Here is a 14,999-nt window from a genome sequence, read left to right on the forward strand (position 1 = left end):
GGCTACTCTGACGCCTCCGGGGGACGGGGTGGTGACGCGTGGGCGGGGCAATTCCACGGTATGTCCGGATAGTTGGGGGCGTCCTGCTGCTCGTTGTCGTGGTGCTGGCGTCCGTGGCCGTGCATCTCCAGTGGGTCCGGACGGCTGAGCGGGCCTACGCGGGGGCGGGACCCCACGCGGGATCCGCCGCCGACTCCCAGGACAACGTGGACGACGCGAAGGCCGGCGAACGGGCCAAGGCCGCGGTCGAGAAGCGGTACCGCGCCGAGGGGAGCGCGCGGCGTACCGGGGCGACGACGCTCAGGATCGTCGAGGGCTCCGGGACCAAGGCCGACCAGTGGCACGCCGCGGCGAAGCATCGGCTGGTGCTCGACCCGGACGACCCCATGACCGGCGACCTGCGCAGAGGCGCCGAGAACCCCGCCGACTGGCTGCCCCTGGAACTCGGTATCACGACGGGTGATGGAGAGTGCGCCACTTCAGCCCTCGGTGCCTACAAAGCCGCAGAGCCTTTCAAGCAAAACGGCCCGAAGAAGCCGGCCTACGCCTATGCCAGGGCCGATAGGTGGTGGCTCACGAACTTCGACCAGTGCGAGACCCCGACCGGGGGACCGGCCGCCAACGTCTTCATCACCCTGAAAGTGAAGAAGGGCCTGCTCGGAGACAAGGGGCTCTACGACCACTGGAACGTCACCGTGGAGTCGCCGGACCAGCCCGTCATCGCCGTGGAGGGAGGAACCACGCTGCGGCAGTCCGCCGCCCGTGCCGAACTCATCCTGCCGGCCAAGGGCAAGGTGTACGTCTCGCTGGGCGCACCACGCTCGGCAGGCACAGGAAGCATGAGCAATCTCGCGACACTCGGCAGCGTGCTGCAGAGTTATCGCTCGCCCAATCGCGAAGCGGCCGGACTCCTGCTCGCCGTGGCGGCTGTGACCTGTTCCCTGGCAGTGCCGTTCGTACGGCGCTGGGCACCGCTCGCGACGCGCACCCGTTGGACGGCAGTGGCAGTCACGGGCGGCGCCCTGACGGGTGCGACGTTTATGTACGCGCTGGCGGGAACAGATGAGCAGCCGTGGAACGGCTGGTGGGAGTACGCCGGGCGAGGGATGCCCTTGGTCGTCTGGTGGTGGGTCGTGCTGCCCCTGCTGCTCGCGGCGTTCGGGGCTCGGATCAGTGGCGGACGGCCGCCGCGCGTAGGGCAGTTGCTGCCCCTGTTGCTACCGAGTCTCCTGCTCGCGTGGCCTGTGGTCCTGCTCGCGGAGAGAGCTCGATCAGCGCTCGCAGCCGTGCCGTTCGTGGTCGCGGCTGCCTCCGCCGGACTTGTGGTACACGTCCTGCGGCGACGATTGCTGGGACCGGCGGGCCACCGTTGGGCCGCCACCGCGGCGGCGGGAGTGTGGCTGGCCATCCTGGCCGCCGGACCCGGAACGGGGTTGCCGGACATGTGGGCGGCTTCACCGAACCTCTTCGACCAGGATGCCGAGTTGGCGAACCAGGTCGTGATGGGGTTCCTCTCATGGTGCTGGCCCGTCGCCCTCTGGCCCGTCCTGGCCTCCTTCGTGTGGGGGCGATGGGTGGCTCCCACAGTGGTCCTGTTCCTGTGGTGGGCACTATCTGTGCCGGATGCGGATGTCGTGGGCCACGCCTGGACCAAGGTGACGGACGGTCCGTGGATACTCCTGGGGATCTATCCCACGGTGGCTGCCAATCTGCCGCTCGTCATCGTGGAGACCACTGTTCTCGGCGGCGCTCTCCTCCTGGCATGGCAGCAGGGCCGTGCGCACGGAGTCTGGCCCGTGCACGTCCGTACGGTCGTCGGCGCTCTGGGTGTCGCGGCGGTGGCCAGTCAACTCACCCGGCTGGGCTTCTCGATGTTCGACAGTTATGAGCAGACGAGCGGAGCCTGTTTCGCCGTAGGGATCGCCGCCCTCGGCTTCGCCTGGCTGCTGCCACCGGCGGCGGAATCGCGCGCCCTGCGGTTGCACAGCACCCGCGCGCCCACACACAACCGTCTCGTCCACGCCCTGCTGAAGGACGAGACCCTTGCCGCGGGCCGGCGGGAATTCCTCAGCTCCTCGCGTACGGCTCTCGCCGCGGGGGACCTCACCGCCCGGCAGTGGAGCACGCGATGGCATGCGCTCGGTGCGCTCGGCGCCCGGGCTACGGCGCCCCACCGTTCGGTGGCCCTGCGTGCGGCCGCTCTTGGCACCTCCGGCGGCCGCAGTGCCTGGCGCAACGGCGTGGCGGCCGCCGTTCTGCTCACCGGCCTCACTCTGCCGTGGCTCCTCTACACGCTGCCGTCCCGGCTGACGGAGATCGGCTACGACCTGAGCGACATTGTCGATGTATGGGCCAACGCCCTGCGCTGGTCGCTGTACGGATTCGTCTACGGCTACGCCTACTCCTGGCTTCGCGGCGGTACGCCGATCGGCAAGGCGCTGTGCCTACTGGCGGTCGTTCTTCCCGCCGAGCTCGCCGAGCTCCTGTATCAGGACCTCGAACCGGGCCGCTTCGGCATCTCGCTCCTCCTCACCGCCGGCAACTGTCTGGCCGTCTTCCTGGTGCTGGGCCTGTACTGGGAAGCCCGCCTGGTACGGGCCGCCGGTCTGCGCTGGGGACAGATCCGCAACTTCCGCTCCCTGTCCGCGACCGCGGTCCCGGCGACCACTGTGCTGGTGGCGGCAGCGACGGCGCTGGCCACCGCCATGGTCGGCGTCTGGGTCTCTCCCGAGGCCGGCCCGGATTCGAACACTCCCACGGGCCAATCTTCCGTCAGCGGCAGTCCCACCCCGGGCGCCGAGGGCCACTGACGGTCACAACGTCACAAACACCACCGTCGCATCGTCATGCGTCTTGCTCCGCCGCAAATGCACCCGCGCCTCCGCATCCGCCGCCTCCAGCCCCCGTACGCGCTCCACAAGCGCCTGGCCGCCCTCCTTCCGTACGAGGGTGAACAGGTCGGTCCAGTCGCCCTCCCGGAACTTCTCCACCCAGCGGGTGGCGCCGTCCGTGAGGGCGGTCAGGGCGCGGACGGAGGAGCGCGGCAGCACGCCCGTCACCGCGCGCCCGGCCACCGAGGGATCGGCCGCGGCGGTGAAGAAGCCGCCCTCCTTGTTGCGGACGGTCGCGTCGGCGATGGCGTCCGTGGTGAGGGAGGTGCGGGGGAGGCGGGAGAGGCGGTCGTCGAGGACGGGGGTCACCTCGCCCGTGGGGGACTCCAGCAACAGGGCCGAGTCCGAGAGGACCAAGTACTCGACCTCGGTCGCGGACCACCTCGCGAGGACCACGGTTGCCTGGGGTGTGCGCGGGTGAGAAAGGTCACAGGTGTCGGCGTGGGCGTCGGCCACCCGGCGAATGGCGTCGGACAGGATCTCCGGCAGCGTCAGATCCCGGCGGGAAAGGGACAGTTCGGTCAGGGCTCCGCCCAGGCGCGCGGAGAACCAGGCAACGGAATGCAGACAGCCGACGTCGCCCCGAGGAGGAGTCACGCCGTCCAGGACGACCAGGGAACCCCCCTGTCCCGAGGCGGGAAGTCCGACCGATGCGAAGTCCTCATTGGGGCGGTCCGGGTCGCCGGGCTCCGAAAAGAGTTCAGTGCGCATCCGGCCAGTCTGCACGAGCCCTTCACAAGGTCCACGAAAGGCTGGCATCGGTCGCCGAACCAGTGCGGACCAGCAGCTCAGGCGCCGGGTTTGGCATGGAATGATCGACTCCGGTGGAGCGTGGCGGCGAATACTGTCAAAGCGCGTCGCCGACGTCCAACCGGCCCGCCGGTCAAGGCCGTCGCACACGCCAGAGGAACTTGCCCGCCAACTCCCGTCCGGGGTTCACTCCTTCGGGTGGCGGGCCGGATGATGCGGGACCACTGCCCACTGGCACTGGGAGGGTCGGGGGCCGATGGGGGTCCCCTGCTTGAGTGAACTGCTTGAGCGAGGTCGAAAACTCGGGGGTGGGCGGACGCCCCCGTTGACGGGACGTCACCCGGGCCCATGGGTACACGAGTCAGGAATGCGAGCACCGGTGCAGAAGACGCGGCCGAGGCGCACAGGCAAGCAGACGGCCTCCAGCTCGACTGAGGGCGGTTCCACCGGCGACGCCGCCGGCTCCGCGGGCCGGGGCCGCCCCGCCCACGTACGCAACCGGCTGATCGTCGCCGTGGCGGTCGTCGCGGCCGCCATCGCCGGCGCCGGAGCCCCCACGGTGCTGGCCGCGTCGGGGCAACTGAACGACTCCCAAAACCTGGTGACGCTCGCGCAGCGGACCCAGCAGGCACTGGTCCTCGCGCATTCGCTGGCCGACGAGCGGGACGAAGTCACCTCGTACATCGCCGCGGGCCGGCCCAAGGCCAAGGCCCCCTCCGAGCAGCGCGGCGCCCGCGTCGACCGGGAGGTCGAGGAGTTGCGGGCGGACGAGGACGCCCCCGCCACTCTGCTGAAGGACCTCGACTCCATCGCCTCCCTGCGCAGAGCGGCGCTCACCGGAAAGAGCACCGCTCTCGAAGCGCACCAGGCGTACTCCGCCGCCATCACCGAACTGCACGACCTCGCCGAGGACCTGGCCGACCAGCTGCCGCCCCGCGCGGGCTCCGGCGCGCACGCCCTCGCCGAGCTGGACTCCGCCGTCCAGCAGTCCGCCGCCGCCCGCGGACTGCTCCTCGCGGCCCTCAACATCCCGCGCACCACCCAGACCGTCATCGACCCGCTCACCGGTCTGGCGACCACCACCAGCACCTCCACGGCCGCCGGCACCCAGCAGCGCGACGCGCTCAGCGCCGCCGCCCAGCAGGCCCGCCTGCGCTCGGACGCGGCCCTCGCCGACTTCCACGAGACGGCACCCAAGACCGCCACGTCCTCGTACGACTCCACGGTCACCGGGCCCGACGTCACGACCGCCGAGAAATACCTCGCGGGCCTCACCGACCAGCCGAAGCTCTCCGGCGCCGAGCTCGACACCAGCACCAAGAAGCTGGACGCGGCCCTGTCCGCCCGCATCGAGCTGATGCGCGGCGCCGAGGCCTCCCTCAACGACCACCGCACCAAGGCTCTCGAACAGCTGCGGGACGACGATGTCACCGCGCTGGAGATCCGGATCGCCCTCATCGGCACGCTGCTGCTGGTCGCGGTCGGCGTCTCGATGGCCATGGCCCGCAGCCTCACCCGCCCGCTGGCCGTCCTGCGGATCGGCTCGGCCCGCCTCGCCGCCGACCCGGGCACCGGGGAACCGGTCAAGTTCACCGGCCGCAACGACGAGTTCGCCCAGGTCGTCCGCTCCGTCAACGCGCTGCACACGCACGCCGCCACGGTCCACGAGCGGATCACCACCCTGGAGGGCGACCGCAAGCACCTCATCGGCCAGCGCCAGCTGATGGCCGACGAGCGCGACAAGCTCCGTACCGAACTCGCCGACGCCACCGCCCATCTGGAGCAGATGCGCGGCAGCATCCACGGCACCTTCGTCAACCTGGCGCTGCGCACCCTCGGCCTCGTCGAACGCCAACTCGGCGTCATCGAGGGCCTGGAGGAGCGGGAGCAGGACCCGGACCGCCTCGCCACCCTCTTCAAGCTCGACCACTTCGCGACCGTCATGCGGCGCCACAGCGAGAACCTGCTCGTCCTCGCGGGCGCCGAACACGTCCAGCACCACGCGAGTCCCGTCCCGCTCGTCGACGTCGTACGGGCCGCGGTCAGCGAGATCGAGCGGTACGAGCGGGTCCGTATCGCCGCGCTGCCGCCGCACGCGCACCTCGCCGGTTTCGCCGCCGACGACATCAGCCACCTCGTGGCCGAACTCCTGGAGAACGCCTCGTCGTTCTCGCCGCCCGATCACCCCGTCGAGGTCTCCGGCTGGCTCCTGGAGAGCGGCGAGGTGATGCTCTCCGTGCAGGACGAGGGCATCGGCATGACCGACGAGCGGATGAGTCAGCTCAACTCCCGGCTCGCGGACTTCGATCCGGAGGACGCGTACGACCTGGAGAGCGGCGAAGGCCTCGGGCTCGGCCTGTACGTGGTGGCCCGGCTCGCCCACCGGCACGGTGTGCGCGTGCAGTTGCGCGAGCAGAAGCAGGGCGGTGTGACCGCCGTGGTCGTCCTCCCGAAGACGATGCTCGCCGCCGCACCCGCCGTCACCCTCCCCACGGCCACCCGCCTCGCCGGCGGCGTCCCCACGGTGACGTTGCCCGGAGCCAATGCCGAGGCCAACTCCAACGTCCTGTACGGCCGTGCGGCCCTCACGGCGTCGGGCTCGGCGTCGGATCCGGTAGGGGACGAGGACCCGCTGATCGCGGCAGCCGAGGAAGCCGTACGGGACGCCGCCGCCGAGCCCGCGCCCGAGCCCGAGCGGGAAACGACACCCGAGCCGGAGCCGGCCTTCGAGCCCGAGGCAGCCGTGCCCGCCCCGACCGTCCCGGCCCCGCGCGACCCCGAGCCGATGCCGATGCCGACGCCGGAGCGGACGCCCGAGACCACGATGGAGCTCCTGCTCCCGGACCTTCAGGCTGAAGAGGCGCCCCGAGCATTCGCGGACCTTCCGGCGGAAGAGGCGCCCCACGCATTCCCGGAGCCTCCGGCGGAAGAGGCGGCCCCCGGGTTCACGGAAACGGAACCGCCGGCAGAGGAGGCGGCCCCCGGGTTCATGGAATCGGAACCGCCGGCAGAGGAAGCGGCTCGCCCATTCACGGAGCCCGCTCCCCAGCCCACCCGGGCTGCCCCCGAAACCCCCGAGGCCACTCCCGCACCCACCCCGGAAGCGGACCTCCCCGCCCAGACCAGCACCGACCCCTACGCCATCGGCCCCGACACCCACGAACGTGTCCCGGACCAGCGCCCCCGGCTGACCGACAAGGGCCTGCCCAAGCGGACGCCGAAGATCTCCACGCCCGCGCCCGCTCCGCGACCGCGCACGGGCGGCGTGGACGCCGATGCCCTGCGCCGCAGGCTCGGCGGTTTCCACCGGGGCGCGATGGAGGGCCGCCGGGACGTGGAGGCGGAGATCGCCGAGCAGACGGCGGAAGTGAACGCGCCGCACCAGCTCAACGCACAGGACGTAGAAGCATCGGGGGGCACCGTCGAGGAGGCAAGCAGTTGACCGCGCCCAGTACCTTCGGCCTGAGCAGTGAAGCCCGCAATCTGCACTGGCTGTTGACGAATCTCGTCGAGGAGGTGCCGGGCCTCCTGTCGGTCGCGGTCGTCTCCTCCGACGGCCTGCTGCTGCTCTCCTCCGACCCCGGCAGAAACGCGGAAGCGCGAGCGGAGACGGAGGCGGACCGCCCCACGGGCCCCAAGGGCTCCGCCGCCGACCTCGCCACCATCGTCTCCGGCATCGGCAGCCTCACCATCGGCGCCGCCAAGCTGATGGACGGCGGCGGCGTCAAGCAGACGATGGTCGCGATGGACGAGGGCAGCCTCTTCGTCATGTCGATCAGCGACGGCTCGCTGCTCGGTGTGCACGGCTCCCCGGACTGCGACATGAGCGTGGTGGCGTACCACATGGCGCTCTTCGTCGGCCGGGCCGGACATGTGCTGACCCCCGAACTCCGCAGCGAGCTTCGAAAATCGCTGGAGTCCGAACCGATGGGGAGTGGCCGATGAGCACGCCCAGCAAGCTTCCCGTGCGCGGCGGCGACCGCAAACCCGCCCGCGTACGCCCCTACTCGCTGACCGGCGGCCGTACCCGCTTCGGCCACGTCCTCCTCGTGGAGACGTTCGTGGCGGCGCTGGAGGCCCCCGAGGAGCGCAAGGAACTGCCGAAAGGTTCCCTCGAAACCCGGGTGATGCCCGAGATGCGGGCCATCGTCGAACTCTGCCGCCGGATGCGGACGGTGGCCGAGATCGCCGCGCTTCTCAGGATGCCGCTCGGTGTGGTCCGCGTGCTCCTGAGCGACCTGGCGGACCAGGGAAAGATCCGCGTGTACGGAACAGGTCACGGCCCGGGACAGCCGGACCGCGCACTGCTGGAAAGGGTGCTGAATGGACTCCGTCGTCTCTGAGGGCGCGCCGAGAACCGCCTTCCCCGCCACGGCGCCGATACCCGCGGCCCCCGTGCCGCTGCCCGAGACCGACGAGAACCTCCAGGCCTGGCAGACGGACCGCACGCGCGCCCCGATCGCCACGAAGATCGTGGTGGCGGGCGGCTTCGGCGTCGGCAAGACCACCCTCGTCACCGCCGTCTCGGAGATCACGCCCCTCCAGACGGAGGCGCTGATGACCCAGGCCAGCGAGGACACCGACGACCTCACCGCGACCCCGGAGAAGCTGACCACCACCGTGGCCATGGACTTCGGCCGCATCACGCTCGACGACGACCTGGTGCTCTACCTCTTCGGTACGCCGGGCCAGCAGCGGTTCTGGTTCATGTGGGACGACCTGGTGCGCGGCGCGATCGGCGCGGTGGTCCTCGCCGACACCCGCCGCCTGTCGGACTGCTTCCCGGCACTCGACTACTTCGAGAGCTGCGGGCTGCCGTACGTCGTCGCCGTCAACCACTTCGACGGCAGCGAGCGGTTCGAGCCGGAGGACGTACGCGAGGCCCTCACGGTGCCCCCGCACATACCTGTCATGATCATGGACGCCAGGCGCCGGATCTCGGTTGTCGAGAGCCTGCTCGCGCTGGTGGGGCACGCGCTCGACGTGAGCCCCGAATAAGTCGTACGCAGAGTTAGGACGCGCATGCGGAAGATACTCGTCGTCGGAGCCGGCCAGTCCGGTCTCCAGCTCGCCCTCGGACTCCAGTCGCACGGGTACGAGGTCACCCTGATGTCGAACCGGACGGCGGACGAGATCCGTACCGGCCGTGTCATGTCGACCCAGTGCATGTTCGACACGGCACTCCAGCACGAGCGCGATCTCCAGCTGAACTTCTGGGAGTCCCAGGCCCCGAAGATCGAAGGAGTCGGTATCTCGGTCGCCGTGCCGGGTTCGTTCGACCCGGGCCCCTCGCAGCGGGCGATCGACTGGGTGGGCAAGCTCGACGGGTACGCCCAGTCCGTGGACCAGCGCGTGAAGATGGCCGGCTGGATGGAGACGTTCGCGCAGCGCGGCGGCCAGCTGGTCATCCACGGCGCGGCGGTCTCCGACCTGGACTACTTCTCCCGTGCGTACGACCTGGTGCTGGTGTCGGCGGGCAAGGGCGAGCTGGTCTCCATGTTCGGCCGTGACGCCTCCCGTTCGCCGTACAGCGAGCCGCAGCGGGCGTTGGCGGTCTCCTACGTCCACGGTCTGGGCCCGCGCCCGGAACACCCGGACTTCGACGCGGTCCGCTGCAACCTGGTCCCCGGCGTCGGCGAGCTGTTCATCATGCCGACGCTCACCACGTCCGGCCGCGCGGACATCCTCTTCTGGGAGGGCATACCCGGCGGCCCGCTCGACGTCTTCAACGGCGTCAAGGACCCGGCCGAACACCTCTCCCTGACCCTGGAACTCATGGAGCGGTTCACGCCGTGGGAGTACGCGCGGGCCACGAAGGTCGAACTGACCGACGCGCAGGGCACGTTGTCGGGGCGCTACGCGCCCACGGTCCGCAATCCGATCGGTCGCCTGCCCGGCGGCGGCCTGGTCCTCGGCGTCGCCGACGTGGTCGTGGCGAACGACCCGATCACCGGTCAGGGCTCCAACTCGGCCGCCAAGTGCGCCGCCGCGTATCTCGCCTCGATCGTCGAGCAGGGCGACAAGCCCTTCGACGAGGAGTGGATGCAGGTCACGTTCGACCGCTACTGGGAGACCGCGCAGCACGTCACCAAGTGGACGAACGCGATGCTCGGCGTGCCGCCGGAGCATGTCCTCAACCTGATCGGTGCGGCGGGGCAACTGCCGCCGGTCGCTCACCGGTTCGTCAACGGGTTCGACAATCCGGCGGACTTCGAGAACTACTTCTATGAGCCGGAGAAGGCCGGGGCGTACCTGGCTTCTGTTACCGGGGCCTGATCTCGTAATCCGGGTGCGGGCCGGTGGGGGCCGTTCGCGCCCACGCGGCGGAGCCGCATGATGTCACAGCCCCGCGCCCCTTACAGGGCGCTTGTTGCCCCCTGGGGGAGCTTCGGCGGCGTGTATCGCCGCAGGGGCTCCCCGGCCGGGTCGGGACGTACGGCACCCAGCAACGGGTTGGCGGCGATCGGGGAGACCTTGATCTTCGTGCCCGGTCTCGGGGCCTGCACCACCATCCCGTCGCCCGCGTACAGGGCGACGTGGGTGGCCTCGGGGAAATAGACCACCAGATCCCCGGGGCGCAGTTCGCTCAGGGGGATTCTCGGGAGCTCGGCCCACTGTTCCTGGCTGGTGCGGGGGACGGGGTGCCCGGCGCGCTGCCAGGCCTGTGAGGTCAGGCCCGAGCAGTCGTACGACTTCGGGCCCTGCGCACCCCAGGCGTACGGCTTTCCGATCTGCCCCACGGCGTACCGGAGGGCTTCCTCGCCCTCGCGGGAGGGCGGCCGCTCGCTGCTCAAGGCGCCCGAGGCCATGAACTTCTTCTGCGCCTCGGCCGCCCCCGACTTCTCGAACCTGTCCAGCTCGGCGAGCTGGTCGACGGTCAGCGAGGCTAGCAGCCGCTCGACGTCGTCGAGCCGCTTTCGTACGTCGTCCCGCTCCTTCTTCCGCTGGTCGGCGAGGGTGAGTTGATCGTCGAGCGCCTTGCGGGCCGCGCGCGCGAGCGCGTCGGTCCTCTTCTCGCCGCCGGCCACCCGCTGCACGGTCTCGGCCCGCTCCATCGACAGCTGCCCGATCAGGTGCCCCTCGTCGAGGGCGTGCTGCGGATCGCGGGCGAGCAGCAGCCGTACGTACGAGGAGATCTCGCCGCTGCTCTGGTACTGCTGCCGGGCGAGCCGCCCCGCGGCGCCACGGCTGTCGTGCAGGGAGAGGCGGGCCTTGGCGAGGCCGGTGTCGAGCCGGGTGACCTGGGCGCGCTGCTTCTTCAGCTTCTCCGCGGTCGCGTTGTACTTCTCGGTGGCGCGCTCGGCGTCCCGGTACAGCCGCTGAAGGTCCGTCAGCAGCGAGGCGACGGAGCGCTGTCCGGGCTCAGCGGCGGCCGCACCGGCCTCGGGAGCGGGATCCGGGACGGCCACCGCGGGCGTCGGCGCGAGCAACGCCCCGGCCGCCACCGCCGCCGTACAGACCAGGCGCAGAAGCCTTCCTGACACGTCATCACCTCCGGTGCCGGGGTGGCGGGTCCACCTCGCACCGGCAGGATCGGGCGACCGCATCCCGAGCGCGCGCCGGCTGACCGCTTCGGCCCAAGAAGGTCACTCGTCGGCGTGGGGCTCCGGCGTGGCGTCACCCTGGCCCTCGGGCTTCGACCAGGGCCAGGCCGGCCCGCGCCCCTGCTTGCCCTCGGGGTCGTACTCGTACTTCCAGCCCTGGTGCAGCCCGAGGCGCTTGCTCCGGCTGGACTGCACACGCCGGTAGACGAGCACGGTCGGCGGACCGCCGCCCGCGTCCGGCACCGGGATCCGGTACGTCTTCGGCGGATGGCCGGTGATCCCGAGCAGGACCGGCAGTACGCGCCCGTCCAGCGGGCCGCCGACAAAGGGAGTGTCTTGGCTCTTCACCGCACCAGTGTCACAAACCCCACGGTCGCAGCCGTCACAGCAGGCGCGCCGCGTCCCCGATCACCGGCAGCACCCGGCGGGCCAGCGCCGCCACGGCCCCGTCCGCCGTCTCCAGCGCGAGTGCGGCCTTCACCACCGTCGCGGCCTGCGGATCCCGTCCCGCGCTCGCCGCGAGCGCCGCCACGAACTGCTCGACGAGCCAGTCCCGCAGCTCGTCCAGCGGCGGTTCCTTGTCCTCGTCGAGCCAGATCAGCGAGGCGGCCTCCACGGCGGTGATCCACATCCGCACCGTCATCCGCAGCCGGGGCCCGGGATCCTCGACCGCCAGATGATCGAGAATGTGCTCGGCGGCGGCCCGCCGTACGCCGTCCACTATGGCGGTGGTCCGGGACGTCTCGATGACACTTCCGCCCTGCAGCAGCGCGCTGAACCCGGCGTCGTGCTGATCCACGAACGCGAGATACCGGTCCAGAGCCCGGGACAGCCGCTCGGTGAGCGGTCCCTCCGGGGGCTCCGCGAAGCAGTGCTCCAGTTCCTCGGCCGCGGAGCGCAGCGCGGCCTCGTACAGCTGCTGCTTCCCGCCCGGGAAGTACCGGTACACCAGGGGCCGCGACACCCCCGCGGCCTCCGCCACGTCGTCCAGCGACACCTCCTCGGGCACCCACTGCGCGAAGAGTGACAGCGCCGCCTCCAGCAGCTGACTGCGCCGCTCCTCGACGCTCAGCCGTCGGTACGCGCGGGGAGCAGCCTCGGAGGTCATATCGGCAGCGTAACCGGGTATTCGCCCCCGCCGCCCCTACCCGTCCCATCCTCCAGGGGCTCTGCCCCTTCGACCCCGGGATGCGTTGTGTGTCGGGTGCGGGTGGGTGGGGGCTGGTCTAAAAGATTGCGCAGTTCCCCGCGCCCCTAAAAGGGGCGCGGGGAACTGCGCAATCTTTTGGGGGTCTGGGGGCGGAGCCCCCAGGAACGGGATGGGACGGGTAGGGGCGGCGGGGGCGAAAACCCCTCAGGCCAGCAGCCCCGACGACTTCCACAGCCGCCGCCCCGCCCCCCGCAACACCCCGATGTCATCCAGGAAATCCGTCAACCGCTTCGCCCCGCTCTGCATCACATCCCGCCGATGCCCACTCGCCTTCACCTGCGCCACCGCCTCCCGCCTGTCGAGCCCGACATTCGTGTAGACCTCGGGATTGATGAACGCGACCGAGAAGACCCGCGCGAACTCACCCGACGTGACCCGGGTGAACTCCTGCGACCACCTCGGCGCCGTCAGCATCTGCCGCCGCAGCTCCTCCCGCGCGTACCGCACATGCCGAGCCTCCTCCACGACATGAATGCGCGTGACCCCCCGTATCAGGGTCTGCACCCGCTCGTCCGGAAACGTCAGCCGCTGCATCCAGTCCAGAACCTCCTCACCGAGCAGCGTCGCCGTGAAGGACCCGGGCGTGGTCGAGATGGTCTTGAAGAGCCGCCCGAGGTTCAGGTGTGCCCGGCTCACCGGGTAGTACGGCGTCCCGCCCCGCGAGATCAGCCGGGCGAACATCTTGGAGTGCCGGCACTCGTCCTCGATCTCGGTCAGCGCGTACCGGACGTGCGCGCTCGTGGCCGGCTTGTCGTAGATGTGCCGCACCAGCAGCTGCATCAGGATGAGCTCGAACCAGATGCCCAGGGACGCGAGCGCGGCGGCCTCGTGCTGCGACAGCGCGATCCGCTGCTCCTCGCTCATCCGCCGCCACATCGGGGTGCCGTACAGCGACACCAGCTCCGGCGGCCAGAACCACTTGCCCTCCTCGAAGGGCGCGTCCCAGTCCAGCTCCTTGTCCGGATCGAAGGAGTGCTTGGCGGAAGAGTCGAGCAGTCGTTCGGCCACCTGCTCACGGTCCTTGAGCAGGCCGAGTGCGTCGCGGAGTCCTTCGCGGAGACCTTCGCGTCCGTCTTCCGTCACCGTCGTCATGACTGTTCCCACCTCGTCGTACGGGATCTGCAAGGGTTACCGGCGGTCACATCTTATGAGACTGCTTGTCAGCAAGACCGTCAATCCCTTGCGCGCGACTTGTTGACGACGCGTCTACCCCGTGTGAGCCTGCGATGTATGCCGACGCATGAGCTGTACGCCAAGGACTCGGGAGACCCCCTCTGGCAAGTACCGGCCTCCGGGGCGGCGCGCTTCAGCTGGGAGTACGACGACGGTCGTGACCGGCTGCTCGCCCTGTACCAGAAGGGCAAGGACAAGCAGTGGGACGGCCAGAAGCGGATCGACTGGGACCTGGAAGTGGACCCGTACGATCCGCTCGGCACCCCCGACGAGGCGATGACCCTCTACGGGACCCGGCACTGGGCGAAGATGACCGACCGGGACAAGGGCGAACTGCGCAAGCACTACGCGTCCTGGCAGTTCAGCCAGTTCCTGCACGGCGAACAAGGGGCCATGGTCTGCGCGGCGCGCATCGTCGAATCGGTCCCCGACCTCGACGCCAAGTTCTACTCGGCCACCCAGACCATGGACGAGGCCCGCCACGCCGAGATCTACTCCCGCTTCCTGCACGAGAAGATCGGAATGCTCTACCCGATCAACGACAACCTGCAGTCCCTCCTCGGCGACACCCTCCGTGACTCCCGCTGGGACATGCCGTACCTGGGCATGCAGGTCCTGATCGAGGGCCTGGCCCTGGCGGCCTTCGGCATGATCAGGGACACCACCGACAAGCCGCTCCCGAAACAGCTCTTGGCGTACGTGATGCAGGACGAGGCGAGGCATGTCGCCTTCGGCCGCATGGCCCTGCGCGACTACTACCGGCAACTCTCCGACGCCGAACTCCGCGAACGCGAGGAATTCGTCATCGAGGGCTGCTACTTGATGCGGGACCGGCTCCGCGGGATCGAAGTCCTGGAGAACTTCGGTATCCCGAAGGTCGAGGCCGAGGAGTACAGCGAGCAGTCCGAATTCCTGCACCTCTTCCGCCAGTTGCTCTTCAGCCGCATCGTCCCCTGCGTCAAGGACATCGGCCTCTGGGGCAAACGCCTCCAGCAGGCCTACGTCGACATGGGTGTCTTCGACATGGGCAACTCCAACCTCGACCTGCTGATGGCCCAGGACGAGGAGATTGCGGAGCAGTTGGACGCGGAGCGGTTCGCGGTGGAGGAGGAGGAACGGGTGGCGGAGGTGAACGAAATGATCGACGGGGGCGCGCAGCCCTAGGGTTCTCGCCCCCGCCGCCCCTACCCGTCCCATCCTCCTGGGGCTCCGCCCCAGACCCCGTTCGGTTGTGTGTCGGGTGCGGGTGGGTGGGGGCTGGTCGCGCAGTTCCCCGCGCCCCTAAAAGCACCCGGGGCGGGCCGGGGGCGACGGGGCGCAGCCCCGAGCCGTCAGGGGCGCGGGGAACTGCGCGCCCAGCCCCCACCGTCCCGCAGACGACTTTCAGGGGCGCGGGGAACGGCGCAATCTTTGAGGGGGGTCTGGGGGCGC

Annotated in this window: 12 protein-coding genes; 7 read left to right on the forward strand and 5 right to left on the reverse strand. The window is 70.2% G+C overall.

Translation table 11 applies throughout. The features are described 5' to 3' along the window. The first annotated feature begins 98 nt into the window (after positions 1-98). Positions 99-2,810, forward strand: coding sequence for a hypothetical protein (locus OG975_RS32270; RefSeq protein ID WP_406332833.1), 2,712 nt, complete (start codon positions 99-101; stop codon positions 2,808-2,810). Positions 2,811-2,813: 3 nt separating this feature from the next. On the opposite strand, the gene OG975_RS32275 is transcribed toward OG975_RS32270, so the two are convergent. Next, entirely contained in the window at positions 2,814-3,602 is a 789-nt protein-coding gene (locus tag OG975_RS32275) for a protein phosphatase 2C domain-containing protein (RefSeq protein WP_406332834.1), read from the reverse strand. A 418-nt stretch (positions 3,603-4,020) separates the two neighbouring features. On the opposite strand from OG975_RS32275, the gene OG975_RS32280 reads away from it, so the two are divergent. Genes OG975_RS32280 through OG975_RS32300 form a run of 5 tightly spaced genes read left to right on the forward strand, consistent with a single transcriptional unit; the run spans position 4,021 to position 9,917 of the window. After that, entirely contained in the window at positions 4,021-7,083 is a 3,063-nt protein-coding gene (locus OG975_RS32280) for a nitrate- and nitrite sensing domain-containing protein (protein ID WP_406332835.1), read from the forward strand. Beyond that, entirely contained in the window at positions 7,080-7,586 is a 507-nt protein-coding gene (locus OG975_RS32285; RefSeq protein WP_406332836.1) for a roadblock/LC7 domain-containing protein, read from the forward strand. Before OG975_RS32280 ends, OG975_RS32285 begins: the two co-directional genes overlap by 4 nt. After that, the gene (locus OG975_RS32290; protein WP_406332837.1) at positions 7,583-7,984 is read left to right on the forward strand and encodes a DUF742 domain-containing protein; all 402 of its coding nucleotides are present in this window, start codon (positions 7,583-7,585) and stop codon (positions 7,982-7,984) included. The genes OG975_RS32285 and OG975_RS32290 overlap by 4 nt, the downstream gene beginning before the upstream one ends. Further along, positions 7,965-8,639 (forward strand): ATP/GTP-binding protein, encoded by a 675-nt coding sequence (locus tag OG975_RS32295; RefSeq protein WP_369262101.1) that lies wholly within the window; start codon positions 7,965-7,967, stop codon positions 8,637-8,639. Before OG975_RS32290 ends, OG975_RS32295 begins: the two co-directional genes overlap by 20 nt. A gap of 24 nt (positions 8,640-8,663) precedes the next feature. Continuing rightward, complete coding sequence (locus tag OG975_RS32300) at positions 8,664-9,917, forward strand: styrene monooxygenase/indole monooxygenase family protein (RefSeq protein WP_406332838.1); 1,254 nt, start codon at positions 8,664-8,666, stop codon at positions 9,915-9,917. An 80-nt stretch (positions 9,918-9,997) separates the two neighbouring features. On the opposite strand, the gene OG975_RS32305 is transcribed toward OG975_RS32300, so the two are convergent. From OG975_RS32305 to OG975_RS32320, 4 genes are all read right to left on the reverse strand, one after another. Next, positions 9,998-11,125 (reverse strand): C40 family peptidase, encoded by a 1,128-nt coding sequence (locus OG975_RS32305; protein ID WP_406332839.1) that lies wholly within the window; start codon positions 11,123-11,125, stop codon positions 9,998-10,000. A 102-nt stretch (positions 11,126-11,227) separates the two neighbouring features. Continuing rightward, complete coding sequence (locus tag OG975_RS32310; RefSeq protein WP_406332840.1) at positions 11,228-11,533, reverse strand: hypothetical protein; 306 nt, start codon at positions 11,531-11,533, stop codon at positions 11,228-11,230. 34 nt (positions 11,534-11,567) lie between these two features. Then, positions 11,568-12,293: a TetR/AcrR family transcriptional regulator gene (locus OG975_RS32315; protein ID WP_406332841.1), complete on the reverse strand. Its 726-nt coding sequence runs from the start codon at positions 12,291-12,293 to the stop codon at positions 11,568-11,570. A gap of 246 nt (positions 12,294-12,539) precedes the next feature. Next, the gene (locus OG975_RS32320; protein ID WP_406332842.1) at positions 12,540-13,487 is read right to left on the reverse strand and encodes a diiron oxygenase; all 948 of its coding nucleotides are present in this window, start codon (positions 13,485-13,487) and stop codon (positions 12,540-12,542) included. Between the two features lie 138 nt (positions 13,488-13,625). On the opposite strand from OG975_RS32320, the gene OG975_RS32325 reads away from it, so the two are divergent. Then, entirely contained in the window at positions 13,626-14,732 is a 1,107-nt protein-coding gene (locus OG975_RS32325; protein WP_406332843.1) for a ferritin-like domain-containing protein, read from the forward strand. The last annotated feature ends 267 nt before the right edge of the window (positions 14,733-14,999 follow it).

Source organism: Streptomyces sp. NBC_00203 (assembly GCF_045206325.1).
GTDB lineage: Bacteria > Actinomycetota > Actinomycetes > Streptomycetales > Streptomycetaceae > Streptomyces > Streptomyces lutosisoli.

Bases quoted from the DNA above. Each gene is read 5' to 3' on its own strand.
- OG975_RS32320 (WP_406332842.1), bottom strand. From the start codon at position 13,487: ATGACGACGGTGACGGAAGACGGACGCGAAGGTCTCCGCGAAGGACTC.
- OG975_RS32295 (WP_369262101.1), top strand. From the start codon at position 7,965: ATGGACTCCGTCGTCTCTGAGGGCGCGCCGAGAACCGCCTTCCCCGCC.
- OG975_RS32275 (WP_406332834.1), bottom strand. From the start codon at position 3,602: ATGCGCACTGAACTCTTTTCGGAGCCCGGCGACCCGGACCGCCCCAAT.
- OG975_RS32300 (WP_406332838.1), top strand. From the start codon at position 8,664: ATGCGGAAGATACTCGTCGTCGGAGCCGGCCAGTCCGGTCTCCAGCTC.
- OG975_RS32325 (WP_406332843.1), top strand. From the start codon at position 13,626: ATGCCGACGCATGAGCTGTACGCCAAGGACTCGGGAGACCCCCTCTGG.
- OG975_RS32290 (WP_406332837.1), top strand. From the start codon at position 7,583: ATGAGCACGCCCAGCAAGCTTCCCGTGCGCGGCGGCGACCGCAAACCC.
- OG975_RS32315 (WP_406332841.1), bottom strand. From the start codon at position 12,293: ATGACCTCCGAGGCTGCTCCCCGCGCGTACCGACGGCTGAGCGTCGAG.